This is a genomic window from Aestuariibius violaceus, from assembly GCF_040779325.2.
GTDB classification, from domain to species: Bacteria; Pseudomonadota; Alphaproteobacteria; order Rhodobacterales; family Rhodobacteraceae; genus Aestuariibius; species Aestuariibius violaceus.
Map to the genome: position 1 here is coordinate 268,079 of NZ_JBFONT020000002.1, position 24,816 is coordinate 292,894.

At 66.2% G+C, this 24,816-nt stretch carries 20 protein-coding genes; 14 read left to right on the plus strand and 6 right to left on the minus strand.

The annotated features are described in order from the left end of the window. Nucleotides 1–16: 16 nt before the first annotated feature. The 9 genes from glgB (at nucleotide 17) to AADZ90_RS08535 (ending at nucleotide 12,779) form a co-directional block, all read left to right on the plus strand. On the plus strand, nucleotides 17–2,212 hold the full coding sequence (gene glgB, locus AADZ90_RS08495) for a 1,4-alpha-glucan branching protein GlgB (RefSeq protein WP_367312153.1): 2,196 nt from the start codon (nucleotides 17–19) through the stop codon (nucleotides 2,210–2,212). Between the two features lie 2 nt (nucleotides 2,213–2,214). Next, nucleotides 2,215–3,480: a glucose-1-phosphate adenylyltransferase gene (gene glgC, locus AADZ90_RS08500; protein WP_367312154.1), complete on the plus strand. Its 1,266-nt coding sequence runs from the start codon at nucleotides 2,215–2,217 to the stop codon at nucleotides 3,478–3,480. Then, nucleotides 3,462–4,904 carry a glycogen synthase GlgA gene (gene glgA / locus AADZ90_RS08505; protein WP_367312155.1) on the plus strand — a complete coding sequence of 481 codons (1,443 nt, stop codon included), beginning with the start codon at nucleotides 3,462–3,464 and terminating at the stop codon, nucleotides 4,902–4,904. The genes glgC and glgA overlap by 19 nt, the downstream gene beginning before the upstream one ends. Then, nucleotides 4,901–6,997 (plus strand): glycogen debranching protein GlgX, encoded by a 2,097-nt coding sequence (glgX, locus tag AADZ90_RS08510; RefSeq protein ID WP_367312156.1) that lies wholly within the window; start codon nucleotides 4,901–4,903, stop codon nucleotides 6,995–6,997. The genes glgA and glgX overlap by 4 nt, the downstream gene beginning before the upstream one ends. Continuing rightward, nucleotides 6,994–8,625: an alpha-D-glucose phosphate-specific phosphoglucomutase gene (locus AADZ90_RS08515; protein ID WP_367312157.1), complete on the plus strand. Its 1,632-nt coding sequence runs from the start codon at nucleotides 6,994–6,996 to the stop codon at nucleotides 8,623–8,625. The genes glgX and AADZ90_RS08515 overlap by 4 nt, the downstream gene beginning before the upstream one ends. A 204-nt stretch (nucleotides 8,626–8,829) precedes the next feature. Further along, complete coding sequence (locus tag AADZ90_RS08520) at nucleotides 8,830–10,254, plus strand: circularly permuted type 2 ATP-grasp protein (RefSeq protein WP_367312158.1); 1,425 nt, start codon at nucleotides 8,830–8,832, stop codon at nucleotides 10,252–10,254. Continuing rightward, nucleotides 10,255–11,196 carry an alpha-E domain-containing protein gene (locus tag AADZ90_RS08525; protein ID WP_367312159.1) on the plus strand — a complete coding sequence of 314 codons (942 nt, stop codon included), beginning with the start codon at nucleotides 10,255–10,257 and terminating at the stop codon, nucleotides 11,194–11,196. It abuts the gene before it with no gap. Beyond that, nucleotides 11,193–12,011 carry a transglutaminase family protein gene (locus tag AADZ90_RS08530; protein ID WP_367312160.1) on the plus strand — a complete coding sequence of 273 codons (819 nt, stop codon included), beginning with the start codon at nucleotides 11,193–11,195 and terminating at the stop codon, nucleotides 12,009–12,011. Before AADZ90_RS08525 ends, AADZ90_RS08530 begins: the two co-directional genes overlap by 4 nt. Nucleotides 12,012–12,023: 12 nt before the next feature. After that, nucleotides 12,024–12,779 (plus strand): proteasome-type protease, encoded by a 756-nt coding sequence (locus AADZ90_RS08535; RefSeq protein ID WP_367312161.1) that lies wholly within the window; start codon nucleotides 12,024–12,026, stop codon nucleotides 12,777–12,779. Between the two features lie 381 nt (nucleotides 12,780–13,160). Here the strand turns inward: AADZ90_RS08535 and AADZ90_RS08540 are convergent, their stop codons facing one another. Both AADZ90_RS08540 and AADZ90_RS08545 read right to left on the minus strand, forming a co-directional pair. Further along, on the minus strand, nucleotides 13,161–14,189 hold the full coding sequence (locus AADZ90_RS08540) for a hypothetical protein (RefSeq protein WP_367312162.1): 1,029 nt from the start codon (nucleotides 14,187–14,189) through the stop codon (nucleotides 13,161–13,163). Nucleotides 14,190–14,337: 148 nt separating this feature from the next. Next, a complete protein-coding gene (locus AADZ90_RS08545; protein WP_367312163.1) occupies nucleotides 14,338–14,931 on the minus strand; it encodes a TetR/AcrR family transcriptional regulator in 594 nt (197 codons plus the stop codon). A 68-nt stretch (nucleotides 14,932–14,999) separates the two neighbouring features. Here AADZ90_RS08545 and AADZ90_RS08550 point away from each other — a divergent pair, with 68 nt between their 5' ends. Further along, nucleotides 15,000–15,425: a VOC family protein gene (locus tag AADZ90_RS08550; RefSeq protein WP_367312164.1), complete on the plus strand. Its 426-nt coding sequence runs from the start codon at nucleotides 15,000–15,002 to the stop codon at nucleotides 15,423–15,425. A gap of 3 nt (nucleotides 15,426–15,428) precedes the next feature. Here the strand turns inward: AADZ90_RS08550 and AADZ90_RS08555 are convergent, their stop codons facing one another. From AADZ90_RS08555 to AADZ90_RS08565, 3 genes are all read right to left on the minus strand, one after another. Then, nucleotides 15,429–16,340, minus strand: coding sequence for a sugar kinase (locus AADZ90_RS08555; protein WP_411996981.1), 912 nt, complete (start codon nucleotides 16,338–16,340; stop codon nucleotides 15,429–15,431). Between the two features lie 165 nt (nucleotides 16,341–16,505). Continuing rightward, nucleotides 16,506–19,028: a glycosyltransferase gene (locus AADZ90_RS08560; RefSeq protein ID WP_411996982.1), complete on the minus strand. Its 2,523-nt coding sequence runs from the start codon at nucleotides 19,026–19,028 to the stop codon at nucleotides 16,506–16,508. Between the two features lie 96 nt (nucleotides 19,029–19,124). Further along, complete coding sequence (locus AADZ90_RS08565; protein WP_367312793.1) at nucleotides 19,125–19,979, minus strand: helix-turn-helix domain-containing protein; 855 nt, start codon at nucleotides 19,977–19,979, stop codon at nucleotides 19,125–19,127. Between the two features lie 397 nt (nucleotides 19,980–20,376). Here AADZ90_RS08565 and AADZ90_RS08570 point away from each other — a divergent pair, with 397 nt between their 5' ends. The 4 genes from AADZ90_RS08570 to AADZ90_RS08585 are packed head-to-tail and all read left to right on the plus strand — an operon-like array spanning nucleotide 20,377 to nucleotide 23,753. Beyond that, the gene (locus tag AADZ90_RS08570; protein ID WP_367312794.1) at nucleotides 20,377–20,766 is read left to right on the plus strand and encodes a cupin domain-containing protein; all 390 of its coding nucleotides are present in this window, start codon (nucleotides 20,377–20,379) and stop codon (nucleotides 20,764–20,766) included. 31 nt (nucleotides 20,767–20,797) lie between these two features. After that, nucleotides 20,798–21,256, plus strand: a complete 459-nt coding sequence (locus AADZ90_RS08575) for a (2Fe-2S)-binding protein (RefSeq protein ID WP_367312795.1) — start codon at nucleotides 20,798–20,800, stop codon at nucleotides 21,254–21,256. Between the two features lie 11 nt (nucleotides 21,257–21,267). Next, the gene (locus AADZ90_RS08580; protein WP_367312796.1) at nucleotides 21,268–23,379 is read left to right on the plus strand and encodes a xanthine dehydrogenase family protein molybdopterin-binding subunit; all 2,112 of its coding nucleotides are present in this window, start codon (nucleotides 21,268–21,270) and stop codon (nucleotides 23,377–23,379) included. Nucleotides 23,380–23,390: 11 nt separating this feature from the next. Continuing rightward, nucleotides 23,391–23,753, plus strand: coding sequence for a c-type cytochrome (locus AADZ90_RS08585; RefSeq protein ID WP_367312797.1), 363 nt, complete (start codon nucleotides 23,391–23,393; stop codon nucleotides 23,751–23,753). A 45-nt stretch (nucleotides 23,754–23,798) separates the two neighbouring features. Here AADZ90_RS08585 and AADZ90_RS08590 read toward each other — a convergent pair whose 3' ends face one another. Then, a complete protein-coding gene (locus AADZ90_RS08590) occupies nucleotides 23,799–24,806 on the minus strand; it encodes an aldo/keto reductase (protein ID WP_367312798.1) in 1,008 nt (335 codons plus the stop codon). Nucleotides 24,807–24,816 lie beyond the last annotated feature (10 nt).

Consider the following 24,816-nt stretch of genomic DNA (forward strand, 5'->3'; position numbering starts at 1 on the left):
GGGACGACCGACCACCATGCCGTCCGGGACAGAGATCACACGCGCCGATATCCTCGATGCCGAGACGGCGCATCTGCTAGCCGCTGGCCATCATCCCGATCCGTTCTCCATCCTCGGTCCGCACGAGCGGGGCGGGGTGATGACCGTGACCGCCTTCGATCCCGGGGCGGATGCGATGTGGGCGGTGGAGGAAGGGACGGCCTTTCCGTTGCACCCGACCGAGGCGCCACACGTCTTCGCGGGCGAGGTGCCGGGGCGGGAATATGTCCTGCGCGGCGGCAAGGACGGGTCGGAGTGGGAGTATGACGACCCCTACCGGTTCGGGCCGGTGCTGGGGGAGGTCGACGAGTATCTGCTGGGCGAGGGCACGCATCACCGGCTGTGGCAGGTGCTGGGCGCCCATGTGATCGAACATGAGGGGGTGGCGGGCACGCATTTCGCCGTTTGGGCGCCGAATGCGGACGGGGTCGCCGTGGTGGGCGAGTTCAATTTCTGGGACGCGCGGCGGCATGTGATGCGCAAGCGCGGGTCGACCGGGGTCTGGGAAATCTTCGTGCCCGAGGTCGGCGAAGGCGCGGCCTATAAATACATGATCCGGGGCGCGCATGGGCGGCCGGTGCCGCTGAAGGCCGATCCGGTCGGGTTTGGGGCTCAGCATCCGCCCGAGACGGCGAGCATCGTGCGCGACATCGCGGGCTATGGCTGGGACGATGGCGACTGGATGGCGGCGCGGGCCGGGCGGAACCGGCGGGACGCGCCGATTTCGATCTACGAGGTGCATCTGGGGAGTTGGAAGCGGAAGGGCGGGCGGCCGATTTCCTACAAGGAGGCGGCGGAGGAACTGGTGGGCTATGCCGCCGGGATGGGCTTCACCCATCTCGAGCTGATGCCGGTCAGCGAGTATCCCTTCGACGGATCGTGGGGCTATCAGCCGGTGGGGATGTTCGCGCCGACGATCCGGCACGGGCCGCCGCATGAGTTCCGCGATCTGGTGGAGGCGGCGCACAAGGCGGGGCTGGGCGTGCTGGTCGACTGGGTGCCGGGGCATTTCCCGAGCGATCCCCATGGGCTGGGCCTGTTCGACGGGACGCACCTGTATGAGCATGCGGATCCGAAGGAGGGGTTCCATCAGGACTGGAACACGCTGATCTACAATTACGGGCGGCGGGAGGTGGCGAATTACCTGACCTCGAACGCGCTCTATTGGCTGGAGGAATATCACCTCGACGGGCTGCGCGTGGATGCCGTGGCTTCGATGCTCTACCGCGATTATTCGCGGAAGGAGGGCGAGTGGGTGCCGAATGTCCACGGGGGCCGCGAGAATTACGAGGCGATCGCGATGCTGAAGGCGATGAACACGCTCGCCTATGGCGAGGTGCCGGGCATCATGACGGTGGCCGAGGAATCGACGGCTTATCCGGGCGTGTCGTCTCCGGTCGATGCGGGGGGGCTTGGCTTCGGGTTCAAGTGGAACATGGGGTGGATGAACGACACCCTGGAATACATGGCCGAGGAGCCGATCAACCGGAAATACCATCACCACAAGATGACCTTCGGGATCGATTACGCGTTCTCGGAAAACTTCATCCTGCCGATCAGCCATGACGAGGTCGTCCACGGCAAGGGATCGATGCTGGGAAAAATGCCGGGCAACGATTGGGAGAAGTTCGCGAACCTGCGGGCCTATTACGGGTTCATGTGGGGGCATCCGGGCAAGAAGCTGTTGTTCATGGGTAATGAGGTCGCACAGGGGGCGGAGTGGAACCATGACGCCTCGGTCGATTGGGACGCGCTGCAGAACCCGGCCCATGAGGGGATCCAGGCGCTGATCCGGGATCTGAATGGCGTCTATCGCGACCGGCCCGCTTTGCATGTGAAGGATTGCGAGGCGGAGGGGTTCCAGTGGATCGAGGGCGGTGATGTGGACCATTCGGTTCTGTCCTTCCTGCGCTGGGGCGCCGAGGGCGATGCGCCGGTCGTGGTGATCTGCAACTTCACGCCTGTCGAGCGGACGGATTGGCGGATCGGCCTGCCGAAGGCCGGGCGCTGGCGGGAGATCCTGAACACCGATGCCGAGGCCTATGGCGGCGGCGGGCGGGGCAATAAGGGCGGTGTCGCGACCGAGGAGGAAGGCGCACATGGGCAACCCTGTTCGGCCCGGTTCGTGCTGCCGCCGCTATCGACGATCATGCTGGTTCACGAGGGAGGATAACCATGGCAGGTGCGGGAAGCAGGCTTTCGAGCCGGACGATGGCCTTCGTGCTGGCGGGCGGGCGCGGATCGCGCCTGAAGGAGCTGACGGATACGCGGGCCAAGCCCGCCGTCTATTTCGGCGGCAAGACGCGGATCGTGGATTTCGCGCTCTCGAACGCGCTGAACAGCGGCATCCGGAAGATGGCGGTCGCCACGCAGTACAAGGCGCATTCCCTGATCCGGCATTGCCAGCGGGGCTGGTCCTTCTTCCGTGCCGAGCGGAACGAGTATCTCGATATCCTGCCCGCCTCGCAGCGGGTGAGCGAGGAGAAATGGTATCTGGGCACGGCCGATGCGGTGACGCAGAACATCGATATCGTGGACAGCTACGATGTCGATTACCTGCTCGTCCTGGCCGGCGACCACATCTACAAGATGGATTACGAGCTGATGCTGCGCCAGCATGTCGACAGCGAGGCCGACGTGACCGTAGGCTGCCTGACCGTGCCGCGGATGGAGGCGACCGCCTTTGGCGTAATGCATGTGGACGAGACCGACCAGATCACCTCGTTTCTGGAAAAGCCCGCCGATCCGCCGTCGATCCCCGGGGAGCCGGACAAGGCGCTGGCCTCGATGGGGATCTATGTCTTCAAGTGGTCCTTCCTGCGGGAGCTTCTTCAGCGGGATGCGGACGATCCGAATTCGAGCCACGATTTCGGCGGCGATATCATCCCGGACGTCGTCAAGAACGGGAAGGCGGTGGCGCACCGGTTCGACACGAGCTGCGTGCGGCACGACGCCGAGGCACCGTCCTACTGGCGGGATGTGGGGACGATCGACGCCTATTGGCAGGCCAATATCGACCTGACGAATTTCGACCCGGATCTGAACCTCTGGGACAAGAACTGGCCCGTCTGGACCTATTCGGAGGCCGTGCCGCCCGCGAAGTTCATCCATGACGAGGAGGATAGGCGCGGGGTCGCCGTGTCGTCGCTGGTGGCGGGCGGCTGCATCATCTCGGGCACCGAGATCCGGGAGAGCCTGCTGTTCACGATGGTGCATACCAATTCCTATGCCTCGCTGACGCGGGCGGTGGTGATGCCCTATGTGACGGTGGGCCGCCATGCGCAGCTGACGAATTGCGTGATCGACCGGGGGGTCGAGATCCCGGAGGGGCTGGTCGTGGGTGAGGATCCCGAGGAGGACGCGAAGTTCTTCCGCGTCTCCGACGGGGGCGTGACGCTGATCACCAAGCCGATGATCGCCAAATGGGCGGCTGCCCAGTGAAGGTTCTGTCTGTCGCGTCGGAATGCGCGCCACTGGTCAAGACCGGGGGGCTTGCAGACGTGGTGGGCGCCTTGCCCGCCGCGCTGGCGGGGCAGGGGGTGGAGATGCGGGTGCTTCTGCCGGGCTACCGGCCGGTGCTGGGCGCGGTGGGCAAGGGGAAGAAGCTGGTCGACCTGCCCGATTTCTTCGGTGGCAAGGCGGTGCTGCGTGCCGGGCAGGCGGCGGGTCTGGATCTGATCGTGCTGGACGCGCCGCATCTGTTTGACCGGGAGGGGACGCCGTATCTGGACCCCGCGAACCACGACTGGCCGGACAATCCGGAGCGGTTCGCGGCCTTGTCCTGGGCGGCGTGCCTCGTGGCAGCAGGGGAGGCCGGGACGTGGCGGCCGGATGTCGTTCATGCCCATGACTGGCAGGCGGGGTTTGCCCCCTATTACCTGAAGGCGCATTTCGGCGCGCCGGTGCCGTCGGTCCTGACGATCCACAATATCGCCTTTCACGGGGTGGTGCCTGTGGACCGGATGGCCAACCTCAGGATCGAGGCGAAGGATTACGACCGCGAGGGGGTCGAGTTCTGGGGGCAGATCAGCGCGCTCAAAGCCGGGCTGGTTTATGCCGACAGGCTGACGACGGTCAGCCCGACCTACGCGCGAGAGCTGACGCGGGCGGAGTTCGGGATGGGGATGGACGGGGTGATCCGATCGCGGGACGCCGATTTCGTCGGCATCCTGAACGGCATCGACGAAGAGGTCTGGGACCCGGCGAGCGACCCGCAGATCACGGCCTACAAGAGCGCCAAGGGCAAGGCGCGCAACAAGGCGGCTTTGCGCAAGGAATTCGGGCTGGGCGAGGCGGAGGGGCCGTTATGCGTCGTGGTGTCTCGGTTATCGGATCAGAAGGGGCTGGATTTGCTATTGCAGGCGCTGCCCGCGCTGATCGACCGGGGCGGGCAGTTGGCGCTTCTGGGCTCGGGCGATCCGGGGCTGGAGGTGGCGTTTACCCACGCGGCGGAGGCGCATGACAACATCGCGGTAAAGATCGGTTATGACGAGGGGCTGTCGCACCGGATGATGGCGGGGGGCGACGCGATCCTCGTGCCCTCGCGGTTCGAGCCGTGTGGGCTGACCCAGCTTTACGGGCTGCGCTACGGCACGGTGCCGGTGGTGGCCCTGACCGGGGGGCTGGCCGATACGGTGATCCCGGCAAGCCCGGCGGCGATCGAGGCGGGCGTCGCGACGGGGATCCAGTTTCATCCCGTGACGGCGGACGCCCTGGCGCATGCGCTGATGCAGCTGGTGGATCTCTATCACCGGCCCGAGGATTGGGCGCGGTTGCAGAAGAACGGGATGGCGCAGAACGTTGGCTGGGCGCGGTCGGCGGCGAAATATGCGGAAGTGTATGGGGAGCTCGTCGCAGCCGCATGAGCAGCCCTTACCGGATCAGTGCGGGCCGCCCCTGGCCCATGGGGGCGACCGTCGAGGGGGATGGCGTGAACTTCGCCGTCTTCTCGCGCCACGCGACACGGATGACGTTGTGCCTGTTCGACGAGGAGGGCCGGGAAGAGGTTCTGATCGACCTGCCGGAGCGGCTGGGCTCGGTCTGGCACGGGCACGTGGCGGGCGTGGGTTCCGGGCGGATCTACGGCTACCGGGCGCATGGCGCCTATGCGCCGGAGAAGGGGATGCGGTTCAATCCGCACAAGCTGCTGCTGGATCCCTATGCGAAGGGGATCACCGGACTGCCCGAATGGGACGATGCCCTGATGGGATACGAGGTGGGCCACGAGGATCGGGATCTGAGCTGCGACCCCCGCGACAGTGCGGCGGTGATGGCCAAGGGTGTGGTCGTGCAGGATGCGTTTGACTGGGAGGGGGACACGGCCCCGCGCCGTCCCGCCGCCGAGACGGTGATCTACGAAGGCCATGTGCGCGGGCTGACGATGCTGCACCCCGAGGTCGCCGAGAAGGGGCTGTTCACGGGCGTCGCGTCGGACGCGGTGATCGGGCATCTGACCGATCTGGGGGTGACGGCGCTGGAGCTGTTGCCGGTGCACGCCTTCATCAGCGACCGGTTCCTCGAAGAGAAGGGGCTGACGAATTACTGGGGCTATCAGACGCTGAACTTCTTCACCCCGCATCCCGCCTACGGGTCGATGCGGGACTTTCAGGAGATGGTGAAGCGGCTGCACCGGGCGGGGATCGAGGTGATCCTGGACGTCGTCTACAACCACACCGCCGAGGGCAACGAGCTGGGCCCGACGCTGAGTTTCCGGGGGCTCGACAATGCGAGCTATTACCGGCTCGATGCGCTGGAGCCGCGCTATCACGTCAACGACACGGGGACGGGGAACACGCTGAACCTCTCGGACCCGCTGGTGCTGCGGATGGTGATGGACAGCCTGCGTTATTGGGTCGAGGTGGGGCATGTGGACGGGTTCCGGTTCGACCTGGCGAGTGTGCTGGGGCGCGAGGCGCAGGGGTTCGATCCGCAGGGCGGGTTCTTTCGCGCAGTCCGGCAGGACCCGGTGCTGGCGCGCGCCAAGCTGATCGCGGAGCCTTGGGATATCGGGCCCGGGGGCTATCAGCTGGGGGCCTATCCGCCACCGTTTCTGGAGTGGAATGACCGCTATCGCGACGATGTGCGCCGGTTCTGGCGGGGGGATGCGGCCCGGGCGCCGGGCCTGGCGACGCGGCTGAGCGGGTCGGCGGCGGAGTTCGACCATGGCGGGCGGCCTGCGACCTCGTCCGTGAACCTGTTGACGGCCCATGACGGGTTCACGCTGGAGGATTCCGTCAGCTATGCCCGGCGCCACAACGCGGCCAATGGCGAAGAGGGGCGCGACGGGCACGGCGAGAATTACTCCGACAATATGGGGCAGGAGGGGCCATCGACCGACAACGCCCTGATCGCGGCGCGGGCGGCGCGGAAGCGGGCGATGGTGGCGACGCTGCTGCTGTCGCAGGGGGTGCCTATGATCCTGGCGGGCGACGAGATCGGCAACACGCAGGGCGGCAACAACAACGCCTACAACCAGGACAACCCGACGGGGTGGATCGACTGGACCGAGGCGGATTGGGATTTTTACGCTTTCGTCAAGCGGATGATCGCGTTCCGCAAGGCGCATCCGGCGCTTAGGCAGGTGCGGTTCCTGCATTCGCGGGAGCGGCTTGTAGACGGCACGCCCGATCTGTTCTGGCATCGGGCGGGCGGCGGCGCGATGGAGGCCGGAGACTGGGCGGATCCGGAGCTGCGGTGCGTCATCGCCGAGGTGCGCACGGCCGCGGGCACGCCGGAATATGTCGACCGGGAAGGCGCGCTTCTGATCGTGCTGAACGCCGGGACGGAGTTGAGCGTTTTCATGCCGGAGGCGCTGGGCGGGCGCTGGCGGCGCGAGATCGACACGGCTACGCCTGAGGCCGCGCCGCGGATGGCCGCGGATGTCGAAGAGGTCGCAGGCCAGTCGGTCACGGTCTTCGTTTTGCAGCCCGATGGGCCCGATGGGGAGGAAGAGAGATGAGTGTCATCACCGTCAGGACGACGCCGTTCGAGGGGCAGAAGCCCGGAACCTCGGGCCTGCGCAAGAAGACGCGGGTCTTCATGGGGAACCACTATCTGGAGAACTTCATCGAGGCGATCTGGCAGGGCATCGGCGGGGCGGAGGGGAAGACCTTCGTCCTTGGCGGTGACGGGCGGTACTTCAACGACCGGGCGGCGCAGGTGATCCTGCGGATGGCCGCCGCGTCGGGCGCGGCGCGGGTGATCGTGGGGCAGAACGCGCTTCTGTCGACGCCGGCTGCGTCGAACCTGATCCGCAAGCGGGGCACGGATGGCGGGATCATCCTGTCGGCGTCCCACAATCCGGGCGGGAAGGACGCGGATTTCGGGGTGAAGTTCAACGGCGCGAACGGGGGCCCGGCGCCGGAGGGGCTGACCGCGAAGATCCATGCGGCGACGGAGGCGATCAGCGAGTACCGGATCTGGGAGGGGCCAGATGTGAACCTGACCATCCAGGGCGAGACGCAGCTGGGGCCGATGGTGGTCGAGGTCGTGGATTCGGTCGCCGACTATGCGGCGCTGATGGAGGCGCTGTTCGATTTCGACGCGATAAGGGCGCTGTTTGCGGGCGGGTTCACCATGCGGTTCGACGCGATGCATGCGGTGACGGGGCCTTACGCCTGCGAGATTCTGGAGGGGCGGCTGGGCGCGCCTGCGGGGACGGTGCTGAACGGCGTGCCGAGCCCGGATTTCGGCGGCGGGCATCCCGATCCGAACCCGACCTGGGCGAAAGAACTGATGGACATCATGATGGCGGACGACGCCCCCGATTTCGGCGCGGCGAGCGACGGGGACGGCGACCGGAACATGATCGTGGGCCGCGGCGTCTATGTAACGCCATCCGATAGCCTGGCCGTGTTGGCCGCGAATGCGACTGAGGCGCCCGCCTACAAGGATGGGCTGAAGGGGGTCGCGCGGTCGATGCCGACCTCGCGGGCGGCGGACCAGGTGGCCGAGGCCTTGGGGACCCAATGCTACGAGACGCCGACGGGGTGGAAGTTCTTCGGCAACCTGCTGGATGCGGGTCGGGTGACGATCTGCGGGGAGGAGAGCGCCGGGACGGGATCGGACCATGTGCGCGAGAAGGACGGGCTGTGGGCGGTGCTGCTGTGGCTGAACATTCTGGCGGCCAAGAAGGTGTCGGTGGCCGAGGTGATGGCGGATCACTGGAAACGCTTCGGCCGGAACTACTATTCGCGCCATGATTACGAGGCGGTCGAGACCGAGAAAGCCAATGCGCTGATGGAGCGGCTGGTGCGGGAGTTGGCATCGCTGCCGGGGCGGGAGGTTCAGGGGATGACCATCGAGGCGGCGGACGAGTTCGCCTATGACGATCCGGTGGATAACTCCCGCTCCGAAGGGCAGGGGGTGCGCGTGATGTTCGAGGGCGGCGCGCGGATCGTGTTCCGCCTGTCGGGGACCGGGACGGAAGGCGCGACGCTCAGGGTCTATCTGGAGGACCGGGTGGAGGGTCCCGAGGGGCTCGACCGGGATCCGGCGGAGGCGCTGGCGACGGTGATCGCGGCGGCGGACGAGATCGCGCGGATCAGGGAGATGACCGGCCGGGATGGGCCGGATGTGACGACGTGAGCGAGGAGGCTCGGGCGGGGCTCCGCCCGTTCGTGCCGGAAGCCGTCCACTGGACGGTTTCGTTATCGGCCCTCACCCCGGCGTGCCGCCGGGCCAGTGAGTTGGGCGAAGAAAGTGCTTAGAAAATGGGCGGTTGTGGATGGATATTCAGTTGATTGGCCGCGTCGCGTTGTGGTCGGGCCCCTGGCCCGTTAACGTTGGGCGATGACGGACAACCGGTACTTCGACGAGATGTTCGGCGGCGGGGATGCTCCGCGCGAGCCCTACGCGGATTTCAATGAGTGGTTCTCGTCGGAAGACCCCTCGCGGCTCAGGCGCAAGGCGCAGCAGGCCGAAGAGGTGTTCCGACTGACCGGCATCACCTTCAACGTCTATGGCCGCGAGGAGGCGGCGGAGCGGCTGATCCCGTTCGATATCATCCCGCGCATCATCTCAGGGAGGGAATGGCGGCGGCTGTCGAAGGGGATCGAGCAGCGGGTGCGGGCGATCAATGCCTTCCTGCACGACATCTATCACCGGCAGGAGATCCTGCGCGCCGGGCGCATTCCGGTGGAGATGGTGGCCCGCAACGAGGCGTTCCTGCCCAAGATGATCGGGGTGGAGCCGCCGGGCAACGTCTATACGCATATCGTCGGCATCGACCTGGTCCGGACGGGCGAAGACGACGTCTACGTGCTGGAGGACAACGCGCGGACGCCGTCGGGCGTGAGCTATATGCTCGAAAATCGCGAGACGATGCTGCAGATGTTTCCGGAGCTTTTCGCGACGAACAGCGTGCAGCGGGTGAGCAATTATCCGAAGCTGCTGCACCGGTCGCTCTGCAATTGCGCGCCGTCCGCTGCGGGGTCGTCGCCCGTCGTGGCGGTGCTGACGCCGGGGATCCATAACTCGGCCTATTACGAGCATTCGTTCCTGGCCGATCAGATGGGGGTCGAACTTGTCGAGGGGCATGACCTGCGCGTCGTCGACGGGCGCGTGGCGATGCGCACGACGCGGGGGTATCGCGCGATCGATGTGCTCTACCGCCGGGTGGATGACGATTTCCTCGATCCGCTGAACTTCCGGTCCGACAGCGCGCTGGGGGTGCCGGGGATCATGGATGTCTACCGCGCGGGCGGGATCACGATCGCCAACGCGCCGGGGACGGGGATTGCGGACGACAAGGCGATCTATTCCTACATGCCCGAGATCGTTGAGTTTTATACCGGCGAGAAGGCGCTGTTGAAGAACGTCGAGACGTGGCGCTGCAACGAGCCCGAGGCGTTGGCTTACGTGCTGGATAACCTTGCCGATCTGGTGGTGAAGGAGGTCCATGGCTCGGGCGGGTACGGGATGCTGATCGGGCCGACGGCGACCAAGAAGGATCTGGCCGAGTTCCGCAAGAAGCTGGAGGCGAAGCCGGACAATTACATTGCCCAGCCGACGCTGAGCCTGTCGACCGTGCCGATCTTCACCAAGGCGGGGCTGGCGCCGCGGCATGTGGATCTGCGGCCCTTCGTGCTGATGAGCCCTGGCGGGATCGAGATCACGCCGGGCGGGCTGACGCGGGTGGCGCTGAAGAAAGGATCGCTTGTCGTGAACTCCAGTCAGGGGGGCGGCACCAAGGATACCTGGGTGCTGGAGGAATAGATGCTGGGGAAGACGGCAGGAGGGGTCTACTGGCTTTTCCGGTACATGGAGCGGTCCGAGAACACCGCGCGGCTGGTCGATGCGGGACAGCGGATCGCGCTGACGCGGTCGTCGGACGCGGCGAGCGAGTGGGAGTCGGTGCTGACCTCGGCCATGGTGCGCGAGGCGTATCTGCAGAAACATGAGACGTTCAGCCAGGACGCGGCGGTGGATTTCCTGCTGCGCGACCTCGACAATTCCTCGAGCGTCCGGAGCGCCATCCAGGCGGCGCGCGACAACGCCAAGACGGTGCGCACGGCGCTGACGCGCGAGGTGTGGGAGGCGGTGAACGAATGCTGGATGGTGCTGCAGCCGATGCTGGAGCGGAAGGTGCCGCTGCGGGAGTTGCCCGAGGTGCTGAACACGATCCGCCAGCGGTCGGCCTTTGTGAGGGGCGCGCTGCACGGCACGATGATGCGCAACGAGATCTACAATTTCGCGCGGATCGGCACGTTTATCGAGCGGGCGGACAATACCGGCCGGATCCTGGACGTGAAGTATTACGTGCTGCTGCCCCATGCGATTTCGGTCGGCACGTCGCTGGATAATGTGCAGTGGGAGACGATCTTGCGCTCGGTTTCGGCCGAGGGGGCGTATCGCTGGGCCTATGGGCAGGATGTGCGGCCCCGGCAGATCGCCGATTTCCTGATTTTTGACGGGCGGATGCCCAGGTCGCTGCTCTTCTGCACGCGGAAGATCGCGGAGAACCTCGGCTATCTCTGCATGGACGAGCCCGGCGGGACCGAGGCGCTGGCCATGGCCGAGGATCTGCAGGCAATGCTGAAGGGGACCGATATCGACCGGGTGATCGAGGCCGGGCTGCATGAGTTCATCCAGGATTTCATCCAGCGGATCGGCGATTTCGGGCGGCAGATCGAAGTGCAATACAGGTTCTACGGATGACACGGCTCGCCATTTCCCATCGCACCACCTATCGCTACGACGCGCCGATTTCCTATGCGCTTCAACAGCTTAGGCTGACGCCGAAGAGCCATAACGGGCAGGAGGTGATCGAGTGGCAGGTGCGGATCACCGGCGGGCGGCATGAGCTGTCGTTCGAGGATCAGCACCGCAACACCGTGCAGCTGGTCAGCTTCAACGACGGGGCGCAGGAAGTCGTCATCGATTGCACGGGCATCGTCGAGATCGAGGATCGGCACGGGGTTCTGGGCGCCCATGCGGGATACATGCCGCTATGGCTGTTCCAGCGCGACACGGAACTGACGAAGCTGGGGCCCAAGATGCGGGCGCTCTTGCGGGAGGTGCCCGAAGAGGGCGAGGTGCTGGACCGGCTTCACGCGCTTTCGACGAATATCCGCGAGCAGGTGAGCTATGAGACCGGGCGGACCGGGGCCGGCTGGACCGGAGAGGAAGCGGCCGCGGCGGGCCACGGCGTGTGCCAGGATCATGCGCATATTTTCTTGGGCTGCGCGCGCGCCATGGGCGTGCCGGCGCGGTACGTCTCGGGCTATCTGATGATGGATGACCGGGTAGAGCAGGAGGCGACCCATGCCTGGGCCGAGGCCCATGTTGCCGGGCTCGGCTGGGTCGGATTCGACATATCGAACGGAATTTCGCCCGATACGCGTTACGTCAGGGTCGCCACGGGCCTGGATTACGGCGAGGCTGCGCCGACGCACGGGACCAGATTCGGCCAGGGCGAGGAATATCTCGACGTGACCGTGACGGTTCAGGAGCAGAGCCAGCAACAGCAATAGGCTGCGAGTGAGATGACGTATTGTGTGGGGCTTCGCCTGCGGGATGGCCTTGTTTTCATGGCCGATACGCGGACGAATGCGGGGATCGACAACATCTCGGTCTTCCAGAAGCTGCATACCTGGGCGATCGAGGGCGAGCGGGTCGTCACCGTCATGACCTCGGGCAACCTTGCGACGACGCAGGCGGTGATTTCGCTGCTGGACGAGCGGATGAAGGCGCCGAGCGAGCGGTCGCCGGGGCTGCTGGAGGCGCCGTCGATGTTCCAGGTGGCGCGGATGGTGGGCGAGACCCTGCGCGAGGTCATCGCCGAGAACAAGGCGGGCGGGCAGGAGGCGCAGAACCGGTTCAACGCCACGCTGATCGTCGGCGGGCAGATCAGGGGCAGCCAGCCGCGGCTGTTCATGGTCTATCCGGAGGGCAATTTCGTTGAAGCCGGGGACGACACGCCGTTCTTCCAGATCGGGGAGACGAAATACGGAAGACCAATTATCGTAAGGGCTTACCGGCCGGATATGTCCTTTGAAGAGGCGGCGCGGCTGCTGCTGGTGAGCTTCGATTCCACGATCAAGGCGAACCTGTCGGTGGGGCCGCCGATCGATCTGCAGGTCTACGAGAAGGACAGCTTTCACGTGGGCGTCGTGCGCCGGTTCGAGGCGAATGATCCGCTGCTGGCCGAGATTTCCAAGAGTTGGGGCGAGGCGCTGTCGCTGGCTTTGGAGAGCCTGCCCTTGCCTGCCCTGAGCGACGAGGTGCTCGAGGCGGGGTGACCCTCGCCTCATCCCTTAGCAAGATGTGAGCGGTCCGCGCGGTCGGGTGCGGCGCGGCTTTCGGCAGATCCGGCGATTCGGGGCTTAAGGGCGGGATTTTCGGGAAAAACGTGCCGTCGGCATCCGGGCGGCATCACGTCGGCATCTGGTCGGAGGGAAATGGAGCGGTTTTCCCGGTTAACGCAGCGTCCGGTGGCGGGCCGCGCAACGTGCGGAAGCGGTTCAGGATATTTGGGGGATTGTTTCCGGCCGGACGGCGGTCATTGCTGATGTCGCGAAGGCCGGACGAGAGGTCCCGGCGCAAGGCCGGGACGCGGATCATCTGCTTGCTCTGGGCAGTAATGGACAGACGCGCCTACCCTATGCGCTGCCTTGCCCCCGTCAGTCGCAGACAGCCTGCTTGCCGGGCAGGAACGGGATCATCATCTTGTAGAATGCCAGTGTCGGGCGCGGGCGGTAATCGTGATTGGAGCTGGGCCTCGTCCGCGGGTCGACCCCGCGTGTCAGGTAGAAGTAATCCTCGACCAGTTTTGCCTGAGCTTCCCTGCGCAGCATCAGGAAATGCGCCTTTCCCGGAGCCTTCAGCATGTAGTTGTAGTCGGTTCTGGAATGAGCGTGTTCGTTGCTGTCGTCCAGAGCCGCCATCTGCATCTTGTCAATGAGGTTCGCCTTGGTCTTGTAGCGTCTCTGGATAAGCGGGCTGCGCCAGACGAAATCGGACAGACGTTCGCCGGGCTTGGGCGTATGGTCGAGGCTGAGACCGACGATGACGTTGCCATCTGTCGGCAATGTCCATGGCCTTGCGTATTGCGGTTGCGGACCGGGCTGGAAAACAGGGTCCCAGCTGTCGCGCTCACGGTAGCTCCACTTGTCCGCTTTGTATCGATCGGTATGGAATTCGGCGAGGTCGGAGCTTTTCCGGTATTCTGCGATGGTTTCTGGAATGGCCGCCTTGACTGAATCGATGGCAGCGTCTTCAGAGATCTTCTTGTACCGCCGCTGGAAGTGCTTGATCCCACTCTCGATAATGGTCTCCAGCGAGTCGACCGCGGCTTCGTAGATGTCCATCTGGGCGCTGTGGTAATTGTCCATCCTCTGGATGCCGCCCAGCCCGACATCGTTCTGGTTTTGCCAGATATGCGCCATCTCATGGACGAAGGTGCCGAGCTTATCGATATTCCCGTCCTTCGTCAGATCCTCCGACCAGTCGTCACCGACAAGGTAGATGTCGTTGCCCGTCACGTGGGAGCGGCCCTCGATCTCTTTCTTTTCCTCTTCGGTGAGGTCGGGATGGTATCCTTTGTGCACGCGGATCAGATCGAATGTCAGACCGGTTGCGAAGATGCCGGACAGAAATGTGATTTCCGCAGCCGTCAGTTTTCGGCCGCCGCGCGTGTTCGTTTGAAGCATATAGATTGGCTTTCTTGATTATCAGGCCATGCGGCCCGTTTCTGAAAATGGATGGTCTCCAAACACTATTGCGAATTGTGTAGCGGCAGGGCGATCGGGCTGGCAAGCCCGCCCGTTTGGGGGGGCTGCCGACGGACGCGGATCCCCTTCAGTGTCTCACGAGGCCCCTGAGGATCGTGTTCAGAACCGAGAGATGATCTTCGGCAGCGTCCCCCTTGGCGACGCCGAGGGCGGCGCGGTCGAACATGGCGGAGAGCTGCGCGGCGAGGGCGTCGAGCGGCAGGGGGCGGATCTCTCCCGCGTCCATCGCGGATTTGAGGCCGAGGCGGAGGGTGTCGGCCGAAGTCTCCCGGTCAATTGCGTCAAGCTCGAGCCGGCCGAGGATTGCGGGGCCGTCGAGCAGCATCAGGCGGACGCGGCCCGGCTGCTGCATGGCGCGCAGGAAGGCGTCGCCGCCGGTGGTGAGTGCGTCGATGGTAGACGTGGTGGTCTTGGCGGCCGCGTCGATTTCAGCGGCGACGGCGGCGTATTCCTGACGGACGACAGCACGGAAGAGGTCGGCCTTGTCGGCGAAGTGGTGGTAGAGCGCGCCGCGCGTGACATTGGCCGCCTTGACGATCTCGGGCGTGCCGGTTTCCGCATAGCCCTTTTCGACGAAGAGCCTGCGGGCGGCCTTGGTCAGCGCGGCGCGGGTCGCGCGGGTGCGGTCTTCGTTCGAGCGGCGCTCGGGGTTTGATTGCATACGTGCAGCCTGTATGTTAATTCGAAGTTACATACAGATTGTATGCATCTTGACGAAGGAGTAAAGCGATGCGGACGACACAATATTACCCGGTGATCATGACAGCGGATGTGGCCGGGACGGCGGAGTTCTATCGGCGGCATTTCCGGTTCACCCCGACATTCGAGAGCGACTGGTATGTGCATCTTCAGTCGGAAGAGGATCCGGGCGTGAACCTGGCCGTGTTGCGCGGCGATCACGAGACGGTGCCGGCGCAGGGGCGCGGGCAGGTTTCGGGGCTGATCCTGAATTTCGAGGTTGCGGATGTGGATGCGGAGTATCGCCGGGCGGTCGCGGCGGATCTGCCAGTGCTGCTGCCGATCCGGGACGAACCATTCGGGCAGAGGCACTTCATTGTGGCGGATCCGAACGGGGTGCTGATCGACGTGATCAAGCCGATCCCGCCCGCGCCGGAGTTTCTGGCGCAATATGCTGCAGAGGCGGTTCCGGCGTGAGCCCTACGGCGCCGTTGCGAGGAGGTCGCGGACGAGACCCGCATGGGGGATCGGGGCGACCGCGCCGTGGCCGGTGACGGCGATGGCGGCGGCGGCGCTGGCGTAGCGGGCGGCGGGGACGGGGGCGTCGCCCGCGGCGAGGCGGGCGAGGAAGGCGCCGTCGAAGCAATCGCCCGCGCCGGTGGCGTCGACGGCGTCGACCTGGGTCGCCGGGATATGGGTCTGCGCGGTGCCGTCCGAGACGAGCGTGCCTTGGGCGCCCATGGTGAGCGCGATGATCTTCGGGCCGAGGGAGTGGATGTGGGCGAGGATGTCCTCCGCCGTCTCGAGGCCGGTGATCTGGCGGGCGTCGTCGAGGCTGGGGAGGGCGATGTCGGCGAGGCTGAGCGCCTCTTCGATGGCGGGGCGGGCTTTGTCGAGCGGCCAGAGCTTGAGGCGGAGGTTGGGGTCGTAGGAGATTTGGGCGCCGGCCTCGCGGGCGATCTGGGCCGCGGCGCGGGCGGCGGCGTCGGCGCTGTCGCTGATCGCCTGGGTGATGCCGGAGAAATGGAGGATCTTTGTCTGACGCAGGGGCTCTTCCGGCAGGCTGGCGGGGCAGAGACGGGACGCGGCGGAGCCTTTGCGGCGGTAGTCGAAGACGTGGCCGTCCGGCGTCTGGCGGATGAAGTAGAGGCCCGTGGGCGCGTCGGGGTCGGTGGCCACATGGCTGTGGTCGATGCCGTCGGTGTCCCAGAGCTTGCGGAAGCTGTCGGCGAAGCCATCGTCGCCGAGGCGGGTGACGATGGCCGTGCAGGCGCCCTGGCGGGCGGCGGCGATGGCGACGTTCGAGACGTCGCCGCCATGGCCCGCGCGCCATTCGGTGCCGCGGATATGGGCGAATTCGAAGAGCGGTTCGCCGAGGGTGACGATATCCATCGGTTTGTCGGGTGCCATGCGGAGAGACGAACGCGTGGGCGTGCGGGTGTCAAACCGGTTTTGGGGCAGCGGGGCGGGTCTTCGACCCGGAGGGCCTGATGGCCCTCAGCCTCCGGCGGAGGTATTTATGGCAAGATGAGGAGGGGGGCTTTGAGCCCGGTCAGGTCAGGGGGAGATCCTGGGATCTGCGGCTGAGATTTCCGACAGGATGCGCTTCGGGTCGTCGGGACTGGCCGTGAGGACATGGCCGTTTGGGGCGGCGGCAACGGCCTCGGCCTGGGCGCCGAGGGCGAAGCAGAAGGTGGGCAGGCCGGTCGCGAGGGCCTCGTGGGTGGTGTAGGAGAAGGTCTCGGGCCAGATCGAGGGGATGAGCCAGGCGTCGATCTGGTAGCGGTCGATAAGGGCGCCGAGTTCGGGCAGCGTGTAAGGGCCGTGGACGCGCAGGCGGCCCCGCGCGCGGAATTCGGGGCCTAGCATGCCGATGAGGACAAGGCGGGGGCCGGTCTTTTGGGCGGCGAGCGCCTCGACGACGCGGGCGCCTTTGTGCAGGCCGATATTGCCGAGGATGCCGAGGGTCCGGATTTCCCTGCTGTGGTCGGCCTTTGGGATGGTGTCGCGGAGCGTGTGGGGGCGGACCTGGATGGTGTCTGCGACGGCGGGCCAGGCGGCGGTGATCTGGGCCTTGCTGTCCTGGGAGAGGGCGGCGATCCCGCCCGCCGGGGCCAGGGGCGGGGCCCAGGCGGCGCCCCAGCCCTCGGGGGGGCCCCCGCGGCCGCCGGCGGGGGGGAAGGTACGGGCGGGGTCTGTGCTGTCTTCGGGCGGGACGCCATGGAACGCGCTGTTGCTGTCCAGGAGCGTGTAGGACGGGCTGATCGGCAGGTAGTCGTGGAAGAGGACCTCGATCCGGTCCTCCGGGGTCTCTTTGAGCGACAGGAGGTGGCCGGGGATCCCGATCGGGTCCGCGTGGCCGACGCCGCAGGAATAGACGATCCGGCGCCGCTTTGCGGGGGCAAGGAGGGCGGCGGCGGTTTGGAAGGTGGTGCTGGCGGCGCGGGCGGTGCCTTCGGGGGCGTGGAGTTCGATCTGCCAGGGAGTGGCGGGCCGGCCGACGCGCAGGACCACGGCGAAGCCGCCTTCAGCCAGGTCGCGCGCGATCCGGTCGCGGAGGTAGTACTCCGCCCCGCCGCCGAGGCTATGGGCCAGGTAGACGGGCAGGGGCGGCGCGGCCGCGTGGTTGTGGTGGGCGGCGGCAAGCGCGACCGCTAGGACGAGGCGGGGGACCGAGAGCGGATCGGTCTGGATGAAGGTGCGCACGTCGGCGTCGAAGGCCGGGTAGCGCCGGGACAGGATCGCGCCGTTCTGGCGGAGCAGCGCCTGCTTGGTCTCGGACCCGAAGGAGGTGCCGCCGCGATGTTCGACGAAAAGACTGCCGAGGCCGATATGGCGCCCGCCGGCGGCGCTGGCGCGGCGGCACCAGTCGACCTCCTCCCCGTAGCCTTTGCCGAAAGCTGTGTCGAAGGGGCCGATGCGGTTCAGGAAGTCGATGCTCATCGCCATGCAGAAGCCGACGCCGGTGGGCAGGTCGGCGCTGGCGGCCTTGGGCGCCAGTTGGCGGGCGGTGGCGTCGATGGCGTCGCCTTGGCCTGCGGTGAGGGGCCGGGGCGCGCAGATGACCGGGGCGGTCAGGATCTCGGCATCGTTGGACATGGGCGTGACGGTCGCCACCGTGGGGTCGGCCAGGAGCGGCGCGAGGAGGCGGCTGGCCCAGCCATCCGGCACCAGCGCGTCGGAATTCAGAAGGACGACGTGGTGCTTCAGCTCGAGCGCACGCTCGAAGGCGCGGTTGACGCTGCCGATGAAGCCGAGGTTTTCGGGGTTCTCGATCAGCTCGACGCGGGCGGCACGGCCGGGCGCGGCAGCCCAGTCACGCAGGTAGGGGCGGATCCGATCGTCGGTCGAAGCGTCCTCGACGAGGATCAGATGCCAGTCGAGATCGGTGTGCCGGGCGATCCGGTCGAGCGCCTCTGCCGTCAGATCGAAGGCGTTGTAGACGGGCAGGACGACGGTGATCGGCACTGGCGTCGCGGCGGCTTGTGGCTGGGCGAAGAGGGTCGCGGCATCGACCATGCGGAGCGCCGCGTCGGTCTCCGTGAGGCCAAGGAGATCCCTCAACTGCTGCTTCAGCGCGTCCGACCGGGTGCGGCGCCAGGTCAGCGCGGTGGGCAGTGCCTTGGCCGCGCGCAGGGCGAAGGAGGGCAGCAGGCGCAGCTTCTGCGCGCGCAGCTGCCAGCGGGGGATCGGCGGCAGCGGGTAGGTGTGGCGGACCGGGCCGTCGTGCGTATCGAGGCTAAGGGTCAGGGCGAGGGGCGCCGGATCGAAGGGCAGCGTGATCTCGAAGCTGTCCTGCCGGGCCGGAGCCGCGGGTGCGACGAGGCCGGTGGCGGGCTGGTGGCGACCGCCGGCGCGGTCGGTTCTGTCCGAGGTCAGCGCGACCGAGGATGCGGTGGACCAGCCGGTGACGGTCAGCTGGCCGTTCTCGAGCGTGATCCGGTCGACCATGCCGATAACGGCGCCCGCCTTGTCGTGCAGGGCCAGGCCGGGGCTTTCCGCCCGTATGCGGGGGGCGGCATAGAGCTGGAAGACGCTGCGGAAGAGCGTGAGCGATCTTGCGAGGGGGACGCGCGCCATTCGGAACGGGGTGCCGTTTGCTATCGGGCCGGTTGCGCCCGTTCGCTTCCGGGTATCGCGGAGCGATGCGGGGTTCAATTCGTTTTCGGTACGCGGTCAGCGCATATCCCTCGGACTAGCCCCGTAGCGCGCGGTGAAGAGGCGGGTCATGTGGCTGTGACTGGCAAAACCGCAGGCATAGGCGATCTGGGCGATCGAGAGGCGTCTGTCGGCGAGGAGGGTGCGGGCACGGTCCAGCCGACGCTCGCGGACATAGGCGAAGACGGGTAGGCCCATGACAGAGCGAAAGGCGGTCTGGAACCAGGAGGGGGACATTGCGGCGGCGGCGGCAATCCCAGCCACCGAGAGGTCGTTGCCCAGATGCGCCTCTATGTAATCAACGGCACGGGTGATACGGGGATCGATGCTTGCATGCGTCGTTCCATTTCGGTCCTGATCGGGGCGGTGGATTTGCCAGGCGCAGGCCCACAGGGCGATCGACATTCCTTCGATGAACAGCCGATCAGGGTCCTCGAACCGCAGGTGATCGATGAGCTGGCGCGCAAGAATCGCGCCTCGCGGTGACTTTCGATAGCTGGCGAACTCGGTTGGAGGGCCATGATTGTGGAGTGCATCTGCGAAGATCCCCTCTACACGTGTGGGATCCATTTCAAGGAGCAGACCCCAATCGAAGTTCTTTGCCCGCAGCCGAAGATCTGTTTTGGCCGGCGACCACCCGACGCTGTCCGACGGTGCCATAAATGTTTCCAGTCGGTCTGAATTCACCGACCATGACATTGGTACTTCATTCAGGTTGAAATCCGCGATGTGGACCTCTGTACAGTAGTGCACCTCGGCCTTGCCGGGAGGCAAGGCAATGGCCCGGACGCCCGCCTGTCTGAACTCGTGATCGAGCTCTGGAACCTGGCTGATGGGTGGTCCGTCGAAGGAAAGATTGAGCAGTCTCGTCATGTGAAGACCCGGGGCAGCCGCCTCATCGTCTCGCCCGTCCAGCCGGCTTCAGGTGCTAGGGCGGTCCTGTCCTGATCTTCAGAACAGCCGCAGATCGATGAACTGACCCTGTCCGGAACTTTAGAAGCATGGTCTTTGGTCGGTTTCGTCAGCACGTGATCACCCGTCATTAAAGACTGCTATGGCTCGAATTTCTTTCCCGTTCTTTCCATCTGTTCAAAGGCTCGATCGACGTTTTGACACCGTTTCCGGTGTCTTCGCAGGCTTTATCCGAAGCGCGCCGGCGTCCTGCCTTCAGGCGGCACGCATGTGCCAGCATTCAGGTCCCTTGTGAAAGACTAGGACAACTTTAGCGGTCAAAACTGTCGATACCCTTTCAGTGGATTGATCCTTTCAAATGACCTCTGCCTGGACGCCCGACACGATACGCTGGCAGCAGACCGGCCCTGACGGGAGCCGCCTGTGCGAGCTGGGGCGGTTCGATATGGGCGGAGAGGTAAACGCGGTTGCGCAGTTCCTGCCCGCGGGCACCTGGCATTCGCCTTACCGGGTCGACCGGCCGATCTGGATCTTCGTGGCCGACGGCACCTTCTGCCTGGGGCGGGGGGAGGTCGTCGCGACGCGCGGCCTGGCCGAATACCCCACCGGCAGCCTGATCGAGATCCCGGCGGATATCCCCCATTTCGATGGCTGCCATGAGGGGACCCTGATCTTCACCCTGGCGGTGGAGGGGACGCGGCTTAGCTTTGTGAAAAAGCGTTCCCGGCACTTCCCCAATAAAGACTGACGATCTTTCATCCTGGAGAAGGAGACGACGTATGACAGACTTCACCCTCAATGGCAGCGGCGTCTCGGTCGAGGCGGATCCCGATACGCCGCTTCTGTGGATCCTGCGGGAACGGATGGGGCTGACGGGCACCAAATTCGGCTGCGGGATCGGCGCCTGCGGGGCCTGCACCGTGCATCTGGACGGGCAGGCGGTGCCGTCCTGTTCGATCCCGTTATCGGTCGCCGAAGGGGCGGAGGTGACGACGATCGAAGGGCTGTCGGAGGGCGGGCTGCACCCGGTTCAGGAGGCCTGGATCGAGATCGACGTGCCGCAATGCGGCTATTGCCAGACCGGGCAGATCATGGCGACGGCGGCGATGCTGGCCCAGGTGCCGGAGCCGACGGACGAGGATATCGACAGCTATCTGGCAGGCAACATCTGCCGCTGCGGGGTTTACCCGCGCATCCGGGCCGCGGCCAAGCGTGCCGCCGAGCTGAGCCGGACATGAGGGAGGGAACGATGACACAGACGACACGACGCACGTTCCTCGCCGGGTCCGCCGCGACGCTTGGCGTTCTTTCCGTGCCGATCCGGCTTCCGGCGCAAGAGGTTACGCAGCCTTCGGCGCCGGGGGCATATCTGCGGATCGGGGCCGATAACTCGGTCACCTGCATCCTGCCGACCTGCGAGATGGGGCAGGGAACGCATACCGGGCAGGCGCAGATCCTGGCCGAGGAGTTGGGCGCAGACTGGCAGACGATCCGCATCGAGATGCCGGTGCAGCCGGGGCCGGATTACCGTCTGCCGTTCGGGCAGATGCGGTCGGTCGGGTCCTACGGGATCCGCCACTGGCACGACCCGATGCGCCGGGCCGCGGCGCAGATGCGGATGATGCTTATCGAGGCCGGGGCGTCCCGGCTGGGCGTTCCGGCGGACGAGCTGAGCGCGGTGGGCGGGGCGATCGTCCATGCCGCGTACGGCCAGGCGATCCCCTTTGGGGAGCTGGTCGAGGCGGCCTCCGCCTTGCCGGTGCCCGCCGATCCGGTGCTGCGGCCGGAGGAGGAGCGGACGCTGACCGGGCGGACGGTCCCCCGGCTCGATACCCGGGTGAAGGTGACGGGTGAGGCCGTGTTCAGCATGGATGTGACCCTGCCCGACATGGCGTATGGCGCGGTCCGGATGGCGCCGGTCTTTGGATCGGACGTCGCCGCGATGAATGCGGACAGCGTGCGCGGGATGCCGGGCGTGATCGAGGTGGTTCAGGTGCCTCGTGGGGCCGTCGTGGTCGGCGAAAGCTGGTGGCAGGCCAAGCAGGCGGCCGATGCGCTGGATATCACGTTCACCGAGACGGAGAATGACGGGCTCGACACGCCTGCGATGGAGGCGGAGATCCAAGCGGCGCTCGACCGCGCAGATGTGCCGATGACGCTGGAGCGGGGTGATCTGGACGGCGCCTTCGCCGGGGCGGCGCAGGTGGTCGAGGCCGATTATGCCGTGCCGATGCTGGCCCATGTCTGCATGGAGCCGATCAATTGCACCGCGCAGGCGACCGACGACAGGGTCGAGTTGTGGACCGGCACGCAGGGGCATGACTGGATCCGGATGGGTCTGGAGCGCGCGCTGGGTGTGACGGCGGATCAGCTGATCATCAACACTGCCTATCTGGGCGGCGGGTTCGGCCGGAAGACCTGGGAGAACGAGGCGATCCAGGCGGTCATGGCCTCCCGCGCGGTTGGCGGGCGCCCGGTCAAGGTGATCTGGGCCCGCGAGGACGACGTGCAGCAGGGGCTCTATCGTCAGACGATGCAGATCCGGTTCCGGGCGGGCCTGTCCGAGGACGGGCGGATCACGGCGATGCGGGTCCGGATGGCAGGGCCGCAGATGGGGGCGGCCATCGTGCGGGACAACAATATGGATCCGTTTTCACTGCTTGGCCTGATCAACATCGCCTATGACATCCCGAACTATGCGCTGGACCATGCGGTGGTGCCGATCCCGGTGCCGCTGTCGCCGTGGCGGTCGATCGCGGAGAGCTTCAACGGCTATTTCGTGGAGAGCTTCATCGACGAGCTGGCCGATGCGGCTGGGCAGGATCCGTTGGCGTTCCGGCTGGCGAACCTGCCGGCAGAGTCTCGCGCCCGCCCGGTGCTGGAGAGGGTGGCGGAGATGGCAGACTGGTCTGGCGCGGCGCCCGAGGGTGTGTCGCGCGGGATCTCGGTCGTCGAGAGCTACAACAGCTATGTCGCGCAGGTCGTGGAAGTCACGATGGAGGGCGAGCGGGTGCGTGTGCCGCGCGTCCATGCCGCCATCGATTGCGGGCGGGCGATCAATCCGGGGCAGGTCGAGACGCAGGTCCAGGGCTCGGTGATCGAGGCGCTGGGTGCGGCGCTCCGCGTCAAGATCAGCCTGGCCGGGGGGCGGACGGAGCAGACGAATTTCACCGATTACCCGATCCTGCGGATCGACGAGGCGCCCCAGATCGACGTTGCCATTGTCGAGACGGGCGCACCGCTTGGCGGGGTCGGGGAGCCGGGCGTGCCGCCATTGGCCGGGGCGCTCTGCAATGCGGTTTTTGCCGCAACGGGGCAGCGGATCCGCAGCCTGCCCTTGGCTGATCATGGCCTGGCCTGAAGGAGAAAACGATGAAACGCTATTTCGCTTTGTGTTTTCTGATGGTTGCCGCGCCCGTTTACGCGCAGGAGGGGGACCCGGCGGCGGGCGAACAGCTGTTCGGCCAATGTTCGGGCTGTCACATGCTGGAAGAGGGGCAGAACCGCGCCGGGCCGCATCTGTTCGGGGTCGTCGGGCGCGAGATCGGATCGGTCGAGGGGTTTCGCTATACGGGCACCTTGGCCGACAGCACCGAGGTCTGGGATGAGGCGAGCCTGATCGCCTATCTGACCGCGCCGCGCGAGGCGATGCCGGGCACGCGCAAGACGGTGTTCCTGCGCAGTGAAGAGGATGCCGCGAACCTTGTCGCCTATCTGCGCAGTCTTGGCGGCTAAGGGCCGCCCCGCCGTGGCTACTCCCCCGCGGCGGGGCGGAACAGGTTAAGCCCGCTCGCTGTCGAGCATGGCCATGCCGTGGTCGTCGTAGCGGCCGCCCGCGATCTTGCCCGCCGGGACGGCAGTTTCGATCTGGGCGATCTCGTCCGGGTCGAGGGCGATTTCCATCGCGCCGATGGCCTCGGCCAGCCGGTCTCGGCGGCGGGCGCCGATCAGGGGGAGGATGTCCGCGCCGCGGTGCAGGACCCAGGCAATGGCGAGCTGCGCCGTGGTCACGCCGCGGTCGTTGGCGAGGCGGGTGAGCGCGTTTGTCAGTTCGAGATTCTGTCTCAGGTTCTCGCCCTGAAAGCGGGGCTGCATCGCGCGGAATTCGCGTCGGTTCGCCATGCTGTCGGCTGTCATGTGACCCGAGAGGAGGCCACGGGAGAGAACGCCATAGGCCGTGACGCCGATGCCAAGCTCGCGGCAGACGGGCAGGATGGCGCCCTCGATAGAGCGGCTGGCCAGCGAATACTCCATCTGGATCGCCGTGATCGGGTGGATGTCGTGGGCGGCGCGGATCGTCTCGGGGCCTGCTTCACTAAGCCCGATGTGACGGATCCAGCCGGCCTCGACGCAGTCCTTGAGCGTGCCCATCCACTCCTCGACCGGGACGTCATGAGGGACGCGGGCGGGCTGGTAGAGGTCGATGTGATCGGTGCCGAGCCGCTTGAGCGTCTGGGCGAGCGCGTTCTTGATCGCGGCCGGGCGGTAATCGGCGCCCAGGAAGCCGCCTGCCGGATCGCGCAGGACACCGAACTTGACCTGGATGAAGGCCCGGTCGCGGTGGCCGTCGAGCGCACGCGCCAGCAGCATCTCGTTATGGCCGGAGCCGTAGAAATCGGCGGTGTCGAAGAGGGTGATGCCCTGGTCCATCGCCATGTGGATGGTGGCGAGGCTTTCGGCCTGATCCGCGGGGCCGTAAAAGTCGCTCATCCCCATCAGGCCGAGGCCCATGGGCGAAAGCGCGGGGCCGTCTTGGCCGAGTGTGCGTGTCTGATGTCCGTCGAGCATGTCTGTCTCC

Coding starts and splice junctions, on each gene's coding strand:
- AADZ90_RS08550 (WP_367312164.1), top strand. CDS start 15,000: ATGCGGACGACACAATATTACCCGGTGATCATGACAGCGGATGTGGCC.
- AADZ90_RS08535 (WP_367312161.1), top strand. CDS start 12,024: ATGACGTATTGTGTGGGGCTTCGCCTGCGGGATGGCCTTGTTTTCATG.
- AADZ90_RS08575 (WP_367312795.1), top strand. CDS start 20,798: ATGACAGACTTCACCCTCAATGGCAGCGGCGTCTCGGTCGAGGCGGAT.
- AADZ90_RS08515 (WP_367312157.1), top strand. CDS start 6,994: ATGAGTGTCATCACCGTCAGGACGACGCCGTTCGAGGGGCAGAAGCCC.
- glgC (WP_367312154.1), top strand. CDS start 2,215: ATGGCAGGTGCGGGAAGCAGGCTTTCGAGCCGGACGATGGCCTTCGTG.
- AADZ90_RS08525 (WP_367312159.1), top strand. CDS start 10,255: ATGCTGGGGAAGACGGCAGGAGGGGTCTACTGGCTTTTCCGGTACATG.
- glgB (WP_367312153.1), top strand. CDS start 17: ATGCCGTCCGGGACAGAGATCACACGCGCCGATATCCTCGATGCCGAG.
- AADZ90_RS08530 (WP_367312160.1), top strand. CDS start 11,193: ATGACACGGCTCGCCATTTCCCATCGCACCACCTATCGCTACGACGCG.
- glgA (WP_367312155.1), top strand. CDS start 3,462: ATGGGCGGCTGCCCAGTGAAGGTTCTGTCTGTCGCGTCGGAATGCGCG.
- AADZ90_RS08580 (WP_367312796.1), top strand. CDS start 21,268: ATGACACAGACGACACGACGCACGTTCCTCGCCGGGTCCGCCGCGACG.
- AADZ90_RS08565 (WP_367312793.1), bottom strand. CDS start 19,979: ATGACGAGACTGCTCAATCTTTCCTTCGACGGACCACCCATCAGCCAG.
- glgX (WP_367312156.1), top strand. CDS start 4,901: ATGAGCAGCCCTTACCGGATCAGTGCGGGCCGCCCCTGGCCCATGGGG.
- AADZ90_RS08540 (WP_367312162.1), bottom strand. CDS start 14,189: ATGCTTCAAACGAACACGCGCGGCGGCCGAAAACTGACGGCTGCGGAA.
- AADZ90_RS08590 (WP_367312798.1), bottom strand. CDS start 24,806: ATGCTCGACGGACATCAGACACGCACACTCGGCCAAGACGGCCCCGCG.
- AADZ90_RS08520 (WP_367312158.1), top strand. CDS start 8,830: ATGACGGACAACCGGTACTTCGACGAGATGTTCGGCGGCGGGGATGCT.
- AADZ90_RS08555 (WP_411996981.1), bottom strand. CDS start 16,340: ATGGATATCGTCACCCTCGGCGAACCGCTCTTCGAATTCGCCCATATC.
- AADZ90_RS08585 (WP_367312797.1), top strand. CDS start 23,391: ATGAAACGCTATTTCGCTTTGTGTTTTCTGATGGTTGCCGCGCCCGTT.
- AADZ90_RS08570 (WP_367312794.1), top strand. CDS start 20,377: ATGACCTCTGCCTGGACGCCCGACACGATACGCTGGCAGCAGACCGGC.
- AADZ90_RS08560 (WP_411996982.1), bottom strand. CDS start 19,028: ATGGCGCGCGTCCCCCTCGCAAGATCGCTCACGCTCTTCCGCAGCGTC.
- AADZ90_RS08545 (WP_367312163.1), bottom strand. CDS start 14,931: ATGCAATCAAACCCCGAGCGCCGCTCGAACGAAGACCGCACCCGCGCG.